The following is an 11694-nucleotide window of genomic DNA, read 5'->3' on the forward strand; positions in this document are numbered from 1 at the left end:
TGCCGACCTTTGCGGACCCAACCTGCTCGTTATGTCCGCATCGCCTGGCCTCAAGCGCCGCCTGGGCCTGCTCTCGCTGGTCGTGAGTATCGTCCTGGTTTTTACCAAGTTCTACGCCTACCGCCTCACCTTATCGCAGGTGGTACTCACGGACGCGCTGGAGAGCATTATCAACGTGTTTACCAGCGGCTTCGCGCTGTACAGCCTCTACCTGGCCGACTTGCCCAAGGACGAAAACCACCCCTACGGCCACGGCAAAATCGAGTATTTGTCGGTGGGCTTCGAGGGCGCGCTGATTTTTATCGCCGGCATATTTATCCTGTACAGCGCCACGCTGAGCTTTCTGCACCCGCACCCGGTGGCGCGGCCCGATTGGGGCGTGGCGCTGCTGGCGGGCACGGCGGTGGTCAATTTGGGGCTGGGCATGTGGCTGGTGCGGGCCGGGCGGCGGGTGCAGTCGGTGGCGCTGGCGGGCGATGGCAAGCACCTCTACCTCGACGCGCTCACGAGCATCGTGTCGTCGGCGGCGCTGGTGCTGGTGCAGCTCACGGGCATCATCCGCTTCGACGCGGGCGCGGCGCTGGCGCTGGGCGCTTTTATCTTATTCAATGGCTACCAGCTGGTCCGAAGCTCCGTGTCGGGCCTCATGGACGAGAGCGACCTCTCGACCGTGGCCGAAGTAATCGCCGAATTGCAGCGCCTGCGCCGACCCTGCTGGATAGATGTGCATAACCTGCGCGTGCAACGCTACGGCGCTAACCTGCACATTGACTGCCACATGCAGATGCCCTACTACCTCTCGCTGGAAAAAGTCCACACCGAAATCCACGAGGTCGAGGAATTGATTCGGGCGCGTTTCGCGGCCGTGGAAATTGAAATGTTCGTGCACGCCGACCCGTGCTCCTTCGCCGCCTGCTCGCTGTGCCACATGCCCGGCTGCCCCGTGCGCCGCCACGCGTTCGAGCACGAAGTTGAGTGGGACATTCACAATGCGGTGAAGGACGAGCGGCACCATTTGGCGAAATAGTGAGGTGATGAAATGGTGAATGGTGAATAAAAAGAACGTCATGCTGAGCTTGTCGAAGCATCTCGCGTGGTGAACTAACCTCAACCGTTCAACGATGCGAGCGAGATGCTTCGACAAGCTCAGCATGACGTTCTTTTTATTCACCACTTCACTATTTCGCCGGGCTGGTCCACTTGCTGTCCTTCAGGCGAAAACGCCAGGGTAGGGCCACGGCTTCCGTACCAGCATACTCCAAGCCCACGCGGGAGCTGGCAATAATATTTTCTTCCTCAATGATTTCGCCCGCGTCTTCAAGCCAAATATCTGGCCCGGTGAGCAGCTCGCCGTTGAGGGCGGGGGTAAGGCCGAGCGCCTGGCTGAGCACGCCGGGGCCGGCAGTGAGGTTGCGCGCTACTTTAGGCAGGCTGCGGCGGCGCAGCATCACGTCAATTCCCTCAAGCGGCTCGATGGCCCGAATGAGCACCGCGTCGGGGTGCCCGGCGTCGTGGGTAGTGATATTGAAAAGCGTGTGCACCCGGTACACGGTGTAGAGGTAGGCGTGGCCGCCGGGCTGATACAGCGCCTGCGCCTGCCGGGCCTTGCGCTGCAAATGCAGCGTGATGCTAGGGTCACCCTCGTGCCGGTAGGCTTCGGTTTCGACGATGCGACCGGTCGTTAATTCGTCATCAATAAGGGTGCAAATGCGCTTACCCAGCAGCTCGCGGGCAATGGTGAGCACGTCGGGGCGCTGGTAGAATTCGGGGGGTAGGAGCACGGGCGAAGGTAAGAAACCGGGGCCGCGAAGCTACTCCGCCAGCAGCTTAACCGGCCCCTTATCCAACCCAAAAAACGCTATTGCCCGCGCCGGGGTGTCGAGGTCGGCCGTGGTGCGGCCCAGCAGGCGCGGGAAGCGAAACCGGGGCTGCGGCACCACGTGGCCCCCGCCCCGCCCCGTAAACAGCTCCACCACGGGCTCACCATCGCGCCGCCAAGTGAGCTGCGCTACGGCCGTGGGGTCGGCGGCGCGCTGGTGGGGTAGCACGGTAGCTACGGGACTATCCGCCAGACCATTGCGCCGGGCGAAGGCTTCGGCCGTGGCCCGCGCCGACAGGGCCATACCCCGGTTGCCAAACCCAAACAGCGTCACCCTACCCCCCGCGTAGGGGCTGATGGGGTCCTGGGTGCCGGCCACCAGCAGCACCCGGGCGGTGGGTCCCGCCAGGGCACAGGTGCAGGATTCCGGCGGGGGCAGGTTGGCCCCGGCCGTGGCGATGGCCGCCACCAGGCGCGGCTCCTCCATCGCCAGCCGAAAGGCCATTTGCCCGCCGTTGGAAAAGCCGAAGGCATACGTCCGGCCGGGGTCGGTGCCGTACTCGGTCCGGCAGTGCGCCACCAGCGCCCGCAGGAAGCCCACGTCGTCCACGTTTTCGGTTTTGGCGGGGAAAGTCGCGGCGCGGCGGCAGTTATTCCAATTGCCCCGGTAGCCGTCGGGGTAGGCCACGGCGAAGCCATAGCGGTCGGCCAGCTCGTCCAGCTCGTAGCCCATCCAGCGCCGCAGCGTGGCCCCGTCCTGGTTGGAGCCGTGCAGCGCCAGCACCAGCGGCGCGCCGGGGGGTAGGCCGGCCGGCACGTAGGCGCGGTACGTGCGCCGGCGCGCGCCCACCAGCAGGGAGCCGGCTCGCGGGGTGGCGCTCAGCGGCGGCACGGCGGGCAGCGGGGCGTGGAGCCAATAGTAGTAAGTGGCAGCGCCCAGCAGCAAGCCGCCCGCCAGGGGCAGGCCGATTTTCAAAAATAAAGACATGATTATCAGGGAGTAATTACGGCTCCAGCACGATTTTGCCGGCGGGCCGGGTTTCTTCCAGCAGTCGGTGGGCCTCGGCGGCCTGGGCCAGGGGTAGCACCTGGGCAATGAGGGGGTGAAGCTGGCCTTCGCTCAGCCAGTGGAGCATGGCGGCGGCATCGGGCTGCGCGGCGTGCCAGTCCTTTTCCGACGCCACGAAGGAGGTTATCACCCGCTTACCGCCCGGCCGCAGCTTCAGCCAGCCAAACCGCAGCATGGTCGTCAGCAGCTTCAGCTGGGGGTGGCCGGAGCCCTGCAGGGCGTCGGAAACCCCGAATAGCACCAGCGTACCCGTGCGGCTCAGGGCCTGATACGAGCGCGCTAAGTGCGGCCCGCCGATGGGGTCGAGCACGGCATCGACCCCGGCCCCGCCGGTCAGGCGCTCAATTTCCCGCACGAAATCGGTTTTCCCGTAGTCAATGGGAATGCCCCCCTGCGCCCGCACCAGGGCCTGCTTGCCCGTCGAGGCCGTGCCAAACGCCTGGATGCCCAGCACCTGGGCCACCTGCAACACGGCCGTGCCCACGCCCCCGCCCGTCCCGTGAATGAGCACGCGCTGGCCGGCCTGGAGCCGGGTGTCGCGCGTCAGCAGGCGAAAAGCCGTCGCGTAGTTGAGCACCGCGCTCACGGCCGCCACGGGCGACAGCGACGCGGGTATCGGAATTAGTTGGCTGGCATTCAGGCAGGTATACGTGGTGTAGCCGCCCAGGCCGGGCAGGGCCGCCACCCGGTCGCCGGGCTTCACCCGCGTTACGGCGCGGCCCACGGCCTCCACATCGCCCACCAAATCGTAGCCGGGGGTGAGGGGAAAAGACGAGCCGGGCACCGCCCCCCGCCGCCGCATCACGTCGCCGTAGGCCACGCCGCACGCCCGCACCCGGATGAGGGCTTCGTGGGGCTGGGGCACCGGGATGGGCTCCTCGCGCAGGCGCAACTGCTCGGGGCCGCCTGGCCGGTCAATTACAATGCGCTGGTTCATAAGCTTATAAATTACTAGTAGCCGGACAGTTGACCGGGGTAGGCTCGCCGGCTCCGGCCGCGCAGCGCCGGGCTTCCAGCTCATTCAGGCTGTGCCGCAGGCGGCCGCGCAGCGCTTCCAGCTGGCGCATTTTCTCCTCCACTGCGGCCAGCTTTTCGGTGATGCGCAGCCGTAGCTCAGCGGGCGAAAGTCCTTCTTTTCCCCACAAATCCAGCCCGTCGGCAATCTCCGCCAGGGTGAAGCCCAGGTCTTTACCCTGCTGGATGAGCGCCAGCCGCGCCACGGTCGCGGCCGGGTAGCTCTTGTAATTGTTAAAGGCGGAAGGCCGGCCCGCCGCTGGCAGCAAACCCAGCTTTTCATAGTGCCGGATAGTATCCCGCGAAACGCCGGTCTGGCGCACGATTTCCCCGATGAGCATGGTGCGATAAAGTCGAAATGGGAAGCGGCGGGCCGAAGCGCACCCCAATAAACACCGTGGGGTATAGTCCACGGTCAAGGGTTTTTTAGTTAACATGACCAGACTATCAGCTATTTTTTTGATAATCAGCCACTTATTTTTCATTCCTACTGCCATAATTTTATAAAACCCTTGCCTACCCCAGTTGCGTGGGCGCGACCTACTGACGCACAAGCTAAAGCTTATGCTATATCCGGCGCTACCTTTGCGCCCGCCACGGTGACCAGACTCCTACCCACGGAGCGAGGTTGAAAAGGGAATCCGGTTCAATGCCGGAGCTGTCCCCGCAACTGTACGCGCTACATCGGGGTGGGCACCCCACGCCACTGCTGGCTTTGATTATCGCTTGATAACCAGGCTGGTGGGAAGGCCGCCCACCCGGCAGCGCAAGCCAGGAAACCTGCCAGGGCAATTCACAGGTTCAGCGCGCGCGGAGGACGCGCGGAGAACGAGCATCCCTACCCCACCCCGGCCCCGCGGCCGGGGGTAGGCGGGGGCGCTTGGCCTCAGCCCCGGCGGGGGTTTCCGGTTTTGGCCGGGAATTTTGACGGGGTTTTGGACTGAATTTTCGCCAGAAAATTTAGTTCGTGTTGGTTTTTAATTTTTTAGTAAAAATCTTTTTCGGCTCTTCGGGCCGGACGCGCGGCTGTGCCCTGGCGGCGCTGCTGGCGGCCGGCCCCGCCGCGCACGCTCAAACCGCGCCCGGCCGCCCTACCCCCCCCGCCCGGCCCGATACGCTCACCACCCGCGCCCACCGGCTGCCCGAGGCGCAGGTGCGCGCTGTGCGGCCCGAGCAGTTTGCCGTGGGCAGCCGCCGCTTGGAGGTAGATTCGGCGGTGCTGGCGCAGTACCGCGGCGGCACCGTGACGGACGTGCTCGGGAGCCGGCTCGGGCTCTATATCAAGAACTACGGGCCGGGGCAGCTGGCTACGATTTCGCTGCGTGGCACCTCTTCGCAGCACACGGCCGTGCTCTGGAACGGGCTGAATATCATGCTGCCTACCCTGGGTCAGAACGACTTGTCGCTGCTGCCCATTAGTGGCAATACGCAGCTTTCGGTGCAGCTGGGTCCGGCCGCGGCGCTCTACGGCAGCGGGGCGGTGGGCGGGGCCATCGTGCTGCGCACCGAGCCCGACTGGCGGCCCGGCGTGCGCGGCAGCGTGCAGGCCGATGCCGGCAGCTTTGGCCTGCGGGGCGGCAACGTGGAGGCCCGCGCGGCGGGTCCTGCCCTGGCCGTGCGCGTGGCCGCCAGCTACCGCGAAGCCCAAAACAACTACCCCTACCTGGTGCGCGAGCCCGCCGGCCTGGTGCGCTACACCCTGCAAAACGCGGCCCTGCGCCACCAGTGGAGCTTCAGCCCCGACCTGGCCTGGCGCGTGGGCACGGCCAGCGAACTGACCGCCTCGGTGTGGCTGACCGACGCCGACCGCGAGATTCAGCAGGGCACCAGCGTGGCCGGCTCCAACGCCCGCGAAATCGACCAGAGCCGCCGCCTGGTGCTAGGCTACCGGCGCGCCACGACTGGCGGCGGGCAGTGGTCGGTGCGCGGGGCGTGGTTTGAGGATATTATCAACTACTCCGACCAGGGCGCCATCAGCAACTCGCGGGTGCGCACCACCCAAAGCCAGGCCGACTACACGGCCCCGCTGGGCCCGCGCGCCAGCCTGCGCCTGGGCGTGGAGGCCCAGCACTTTGCCGCCCTGGTGGATGGCTACGGCGACGAGCCGATTGCTGAAAACCGGGCCGCCGCCTTCGCGCTGCTGCGCTACGACCCGCGCCCTACCCTCCGCCTGTCGGCCAACCTGCGGCAGGCGGCGCTGCCGGCGGGCCTGGCCCCCCTCACGCCCACCGTAGGCCTGGAGTGGGATTTATACCAGCCGGTTACGACGGCTGTTGATTCCCTACCCCCCGCCCAGCAGCCGGGCCTCACGCTCAAGGCCAGCGCGGCGCGCACCTACCGCGCCCCCACCCTCAACGAGCGCTACTGGCGGCCCGGCGGCAACCCCGACCTGCTGGCCGAGGCGGGCGGTGGCTACGAAGTGGGCCTACGCCAGCGCCTGGGCACGGCCGCCTTTTTGCAGCTGGAAAACGAGCTGACGGCCTTTTACCAGCTGGTGGACAACTGGGTGCAGTGGCTGCCGCTGGGCGCGGGCGGCACCTACACGCCGCGCAACCTGCGCCAGGTGCGCAGCCAGGGCCTCGAAGCCAGCTCGGCCCTGCGCCTGCGCCAGGGCCGCTACCGCGCGGCGGTAAGGGCCAGCTACAGCCTCACCTCGACCCAAAAAACGCAGGGCGTCGCTGCCGATACCGACCCCGTGGGCGTGCAGCTGGCCTACGTGCCGCTGCACCGCGCCACCCTCAGCACCGACCACGCGTGGCGCGGCTGGCTGGCCAGCGCGGCGTTCACCTTCAGCAGCTTTGCTTATACTGATGCGTCGGCTAGCAGCTTTTTGCCGGCGGTGGGGCTGCTGGGGGCCACGCTGGGCCGCACCGTGCCCCTACCCCACCGCACCGGCCTCACGTTGCTCGTGCAGAGCACCAATTTGCTCAACCGCGCCTACGACAGCTACCCGGCCCGGCCCGCGCCACCGCGGGCGTTCAGCGTCAGCCTGCGCTACGATTATCACTGATTTTCAACTTAATACTTTCTTTTTTCCGGCCGATTAGCTATCGGTATTTACCCTTTTCATGTATGAAAAAAACGCTTCTTTTGACATTGCTCAGCGCCGTGGTGCTGGCCAGCTGCGACCCTAAGCACGACCCCGACCCCGTAGTGCCCGCCACCACCGGCGTGTATGTGCTGAGCGAAGGCCAGTATGGTGCCGGCGACGGAGTCGTGAGCGCCTTCGACAAATCGACTAAAACGCTGGTCGTGGATGCCTTCGGGGCAGCCAATGGCGGCTCCAAGCTCGGCGATGTCATCCAGGATATGGGCGTCGTGGGCAGTAGCGGCTACGTGTGCGTGAATGCCTCTAATAAGGTGGAAGTGGTGAGCCTGCCCGATTTTAAGTCGGTCGCCACCATCCGCAACATTCGGCAGCCGCGCTATTTCGCCGCTACCTCGGCCACGCGGGGCTACGTCACGTCGTGGCGCGGGCCCTACACCAACTACCAGCCCGGCAAGGTGATGGTGCTGAACCTGACCACCAACACGGTTATCGACAGCATCACGGTGGGCCGCAACCCCGAGCAGCTCATCGCGCTCAACGGCTTGCTGTATGTACCTAACAGCTATGATAATACGGTGTCAGTAATTGATGCGACTACCAATAAAGTAACCTCTACCGTCACCGTTAGCGATGGCCCGCGCAACGTGATGGCCGACCAGGCCGGCAACATCTGGGCGCTGTGCTCAGGCTTCACGGTCTATAATTCGGTACCGCCATACAATATCATCAGCAGCACGCCAGCTGCCCTGGTGCGTTTTGCCACGGCCAGCCCGACTACGCAGCTCAAGCTGGCTTTTGTTGGGGGTAGCCCCACCCAGCTGCGCATCAGCCCCGATAAAACTCAGCTGTACTACGGCTTCAACGGGGCCGAATATCAGATGAGCACGACGGCCACTACGCTGCCCGCCACGCCCTTCATCCGCCGTAATTTCAATGGCTTTGGCATCGACCCGCGCGACAACACGCTTTACGCGGCCGTTTCGACCGGCTACACCACCAACGGCCGCTTTCTGCGCTACCCGGCCGCCGGCGGGGCCGCCATCGACTCGTTTACGGTGAAAGTAGGCCCCAACGGCTTCGTATTCTACTAAATCGCGGATTGAGCAGCTGGCGCGGATTTCGCGGATGCGAACGGCGCTAAACTGCTTTTTAACTCAAGAAGGCCTCTCTTTCTTCGCGAAAGAGAGGCCTTCTTGTTAGCAAGTCGTGGACGTGAGCGCCGTTCGCATCCGCGAAATCTGCGCTATCCGCTCAATCCGCGATTAGTGGTCGGCTACGCCGTCGTGGTTTTTGTCGGCTGAGCGGGCGGCATCTTTGTAAAGCTGCTCGCCCGTGGGCTGGCGATTGGTGTCCTTGGTGAGGCCAGCGGTGAGCGAATCGCCGTTGGGAGTGCCTTGGTGGCCAGACATATATTCCCCTTTAATCGACCCTTGCTCCACGTTGACGGCCCCCGGCTTTGTGCGGTCGTTGCAAGCGCTGAGAAGAAGAGGAAGGGCAAGAGCCAGCCCGAGCAAGCGGAAAGTGCGGGTAGTCATGGAATAGAAAAAATAGCGGCTACCCCCGGCGAGGGCAGGCAGTGAGGAAAAACCAGGCGCAAGGTACTACCGCCGCCCCGAGCCGCGGCCAGCACCGCGCGCAAAAGTTGGACGCCGCGCCCCGGTTGCGGCGCAGTTGCGGCGGCGGCGGTAAATTTGCCCCGATGGCTCGCCCTACCCCCCCTTCCCGCTCGCAAGGCTTGCGTCGCCGCCTGGCCGCCTATAATTGGCGCCGGGTGGGTGTGCTGGCCGCCATTAGCTTTGTGTTGAGTGCCAGCCTGGTACTGTATTTGTTTGGCTTCGGCGACCGGTTTTTTGGGCGGTTAGTGGCCGCGTTTTTCGTAGGTTTTTGTTTGTTATCCGTTACTTTTCTGGTGGTAATTCCGTTTATTGGGTGGGCCAGCACCCATTGGTTTGGCAAAAGCTGGCTGGGAGCTTCTACGCCGGCTCCGGCGCGCCGGGCCAGCCAGCCAACCCGCCAGCCGGCGGGGCCCCGTCGTTCACCTATTTTACCTTAATTCTACTCCGTGAAAACCACTCTGCTGCACATCAAAAATATGGTTTGCCCGCGTTGCGTCGAGGCGGTTCAGAACTTGCTGGTGAAAGCTGGCTACGAACCCACCAGCGTCACGCTGGGCACGGCGCAGCTGGCGTCCAGCACGCCCGTTGACCCCCGCGAGGTGGCCCCGCTGCTGCGCGAAGCCGGCTTCGACGTGCTCCTGGACCGCGCCGAGCAGCTGACCGAGCAAATTAAGGGCGTGCTGCAAGAATATCTGGAGCACCTGCGCACCGCGCCCGCGCCGCTCACGACCTCGGCTTTTCTGGCTGACCGCTTTGCCACTACCTACTCACACCTGAGCAAGGTATTTTCGCGCACCGCGAACCTCACCATCGAGAAGTACCTCATTCGCATGAAGATAGAGCGCGTGAAGGAGCTGCTCAGCTACGGCGAGATGACGCTGGTGCAGATTGCCGACCAGCTGCGCTACAGCTCGGGCCAACACTTGAGTAACCAGTTTCGGCAGGTGACGGGCCGCTCGGTGAGCGAGTTCCGCCGCATGCTCCAGCCCGACCGCCTCTCGCTCGACGCGCTAGGCTAAATAATTGTCCTTGCGAGCGTAACGAAGTGAAGCGCGGCAATCTTTCCTGCACGTTAGGGTTACTACCCCGACGATTAGGAAAGATTGCCGCGCTTCACTTCGTTACGCTCGCAAGGACAAATGTTTTATGCCTGGTAGCTCTTGCAGGCTTCGAGGCAGGCTTTGCAGGCCTCGGCGCACTGCTTGCAGTGGTCGTGCTGGTGCTTGGCGCATTCGTCGTGGCACTTCTGGCACAGCTCGATGCACTCTTTCATGATGTGGGGCGCGTGGGCCGAGTTGCGGGCGATGAAGGCGGCCGTGACCCGGCAGATGTCGGCGCAGTCGCGGTCGGTACGGATGCAGCCGACCATCATCTTTATATTGTCTTCCGAGAGGCAGGCGTCGGCGCAGTATTCGCAGGCGGCTACGCAGCGGGCCAGGGCATCGAGGACGGCGCGGTTTTCAACAGGGGCATTTTTCATACGGAAAAGGGAAAAGGAAGTAGCTGGCCACAGGAGCGGGCTGCTTCCTTGTACGGGAGGGGGTAGGCGAGGGTCGGTGTAAAGTGCGGGCAGGTAGCGTGCAGAATCCGGGGATTAGAGCAGAAAAGCCCGGATTCTGCACGCTGCCCGCCCTAACCTTTCGCTTCTGACAGGCTACTACCCGCCTGGTTTTCTCGTTAAGTGAGCAGTTGATTAACTGTGCATTACATGAGAATTTCTAGCTACTTGCCTCTGCTGGCCGCCGCCCTGGCGGCTACCCCCGCCCTGGCGCAACACGACCACCAGGCCATGCCCGGCATGACGATGCCCGCCGACACGGCCCACCACGCCATGAGCAGCATGCCAGGCATGGGCCTGATGAGCCACGCCTACTCGCGCCACCTGCCGATGTCGCGCAACGGCTCGGGCACGGCCTGGCAGCCCGACCAGACCGACATGTACATGTGGATGCAGCACAAAGGCCCCTGGATGCTGATGTACCACGGCGCGGCCTTCGGGCGCTACACCAGCCAGAACTTCAACCACGACGGCGCGCGCGGCCACGCCAATGCCGTGGACGGCCCCAACTGGTTTATGACGATGGCCCAGCGCCGCGTGGGCGCGCGTGGCCTGCTGAATTTCAGCCTGATGCTGAGCCTCGACGCGCTGACCGAAACGCGCGGCGGCTACCCGCTGCTGTTTCAAACCGGGGAATCTTATAAAGGCCAGCCGCTTATCGACAAGCAGCATCCGCACGACCTGTTTTCGGGGCTGAGCGTGGGCTACACGCATGCTTTTTCGCAGGATGTGGACCTGACCGCCTACCTGGGCTACCCAGGGGAGCCGGCCATCGGGCCCACGGCGTTTATGCACCGGCTCTCGGCCATGCCTAACCCCGACGCGCCGCTCTCGCACCACTGGACCGACGCCACGCACATCACCTACGGGGTGGCCACGCTGGGGCTGCGCTACAAGCAGTTTAAGCTGGAAGGCAGCAACTTCACGGGCCGCGAGCCCGACCAGTACCGCTTCGACTTCGACCGGCCCCGCGCTGACTCCTGGGCCGGCCGCCTCAACTGGAACCCTACCCCCACCCTGGCGCTGCAAGCGAGCCACGCCTACATCAAAAGCCCCGAAGACCTGCACCCCGACGAGAATGTGCACCGCACCACCGCGTCGGTGCTGCACAGCCGCAGCTGGGGCAACCGCCACTACATCGCGTCGTCGCTGGTGTGGGGCATGAATAAAACCCTGGGCAAAGGCCCCCAGCACGCCGTGCTGGCCGAAACCAACCTCACGCTGGGCCGGCCCACGTTTTACGGCCGCTACGAGTTTGTGCAGAAGGACAGCGAGGAGCTGAATTTTTACGTGGCCGGTGCCGATAACGCGTTCCAGGGAACGGTCTTTAACGTCAATGCCCTCACGCTGGGCAGCAGCTACCGCCTCACCACGCTGGGCGGCCCGCGCGGCCCCGAGTTGAGCGTGGGCGGCCAGCTCACGGGCTATTTTATTCCGCAGTCGCTGCAAGGCGGCAACTATCTGGGGGGCGGTTATTACGCGCCCGGCTATGGCCGCCTACCCCTCTCGGCCTCGGTGTACGTGCGCCTGAACGCGCCGTGGATGAAAGCGATGTAGGGCAAGAGCAGG

At 64.4% G+C, this 11694-nt stretch carries 12 protein-coding genes and 1 other annotated feature; of the genes, 6 read left to right on the forward strand and 6 right to left on the reverse strand.

Annotated features, from left to right (window positions below; all coding sequences use genetic code 11):
- Positions 1 to 31: 31 nt before the first annotated feature.
- Positions 32 to 1027: a cation diffusion facilitator family transporter gene (locus A0257_10975; protein AMR27566.1), complete on the forward strand. Its 996-nt coding sequence runs from the start codon at positions 32 to 34 to the stop codon at positions 1025 to 1027.
- A 151-nt stretch (positions 1028 to 1178) separates the two neighbouring features.
- Here A0257_10975 and A0257_10980 read toward each other — a convergent pair whose 3' ends face one another.
- Genes A0257_10980 through A0257_10995 form a run of 4 tightly spaced genes read right to left on the reverse strand, consistent with a single transcriptional unit; the run spans position 1179 to position 4243 of the window.
- Positions 1179 to 1781 (reverse strand): hypothetical protein, encoded by a 603-nt coding sequence (locus tag A0257_10980; GenBank protein ID AMR27567.1) that lies wholly within the window; start codon positions 1779 to 1781, stop codon positions 1179 to 1181.
- 30 nt (positions 1782 to 1811) lie between these two features.
- Positions 1812 to 2795 carry a hypothetical protein gene (locus A0257_10985; protein AMR27568.1) on the reverse strand — a complete coding sequence of 328 codons (984 nt, stop codon included), beginning with the start codon at positions 2793 to 2795 and terminating at the stop codon, positions 1812 to 1814.
- Between the two features lie 28 nt (positions 2796 to 2823).
- A complete protein-coding gene (locus tag A0257_10990; protein AMR27569.1) occupies positions 2824 to 3825 on the reverse strand; it encodes a hypothetical protein in 1002 nt (333 codons plus the stop codon).
- A 4-nt stretch (positions 3826 to 3829) separates the two neighbouring features.
- On the reverse strand, positions 3830 to 4243 hold the full coding sequence (locus tag A0257_10995; GenBank protein ID AMR27570.1) for a hypothetical protein: 414 nt from the start codon (positions 4241 to 4243) through the stop codon (positions 3830 to 3832).
- 239 nt (positions 4244 to 4482) lie between these two features.
- Positions 4483 to 4705: a binding site (cobalamin riboswitch), on the forward strand.
- Between the two features lie 167 nt (positions 4706 to 4872).
- Here A0257_10995 and A0257_11000 point away from each other — a divergent pair.
- Positions 4873 to 6912 (forward strand): hypothetical protein, encoded by a 2040-nt coding sequence (locus tag A0257_11000; GenBank protein AMR27571.1) that lies wholly within the window; start codon positions 4873 to 4875, stop codon positions 6910 to 6912.
- Positions 6913 to 6974: 62 nt separating this feature from the next.
- Entirely contained in the window at positions 6975 to 8042 is a 1068-nt protein-coding gene (locus A0257_11005) for a hypothetical protein (GenBank protein AMR27572.1), read from the forward strand.
- A 171-nt stretch (positions 8043 to 8213) separates the two neighbouring features.
- Here the strand turns inward: A0257_11005 and A0257_11010 are convergent, their stop codons facing one another.
- Positions 8214 to 8486, reverse strand: a complete 273-nt coding sequence (locus tag A0257_11010) for a hypothetical protein (protein AMR27573.1) — start codon at positions 8484 to 8486, stop codon at positions 8214 to 8216.
- 164 nt (positions 8487 to 8650) lie between these two features.
- Here A0257_11010 and A0257_11015 point away from each other — a divergent pair, with 164 nt between their 5' ends.
- A complete protein-coding gene (locus tag A0257_11015; GenBank protein AMR27574.1) occupies positions 8651 to 9004 on the forward strand; it encodes a hypothetical protein in 354 nt (117 codons plus the stop codon).
- 9 nt (positions 9005 to 9013) lie between these two features.
- Entirely contained in the window at positions 9014 to 9586 is a 573-nt protein-coding gene (locus A0257_11020; protein AMR27575.1) for a hypothetical protein, read from the forward strand.
- Positions 9587 to 9711: 125 nt separating this feature from the next.
- Here A0257_11020 and A0257_11025 read toward each other — a convergent pair whose 3' ends face one another.
- Positions 9712 to 10047 carry a ferredoxin gene (locus A0257_11025; GenBank protein AMR27576.1) on the reverse strand — a complete coding sequence of 112 codons (336 nt, stop codon included), beginning with the start codon at positions 10045 to 10047 and terminating at the stop codon, positions 9712 to 9714.
- Positions 10048 to 10275: 228 nt separating this feature from the next.
- On the opposite strand from A0257_11025, the gene A0257_11030 reads away from it, so the two are divergent.
- Positions 10276 to 11682 (forward strand): hypothetical protein, encoded by a 1407-nt coding sequence (locus tag A0257_11030; protein AMR27577.1) that lies wholly within the window; start codon positions 10276 to 10278, stop codon positions 11680 to 11682.
- Positions 11683 to 11694 lie beyond the last annotated feature (12 nt).

The sequence above is a fragment of the Hymenobacter psoromatis genome (assembly GCA_001596155.1).
Taxonomy (GTDB): domain Bacteria; phylum Bacteroidota; class Bacteroidia; order Cytophagales; family Hymenobacteraceae; genus Hymenobacter.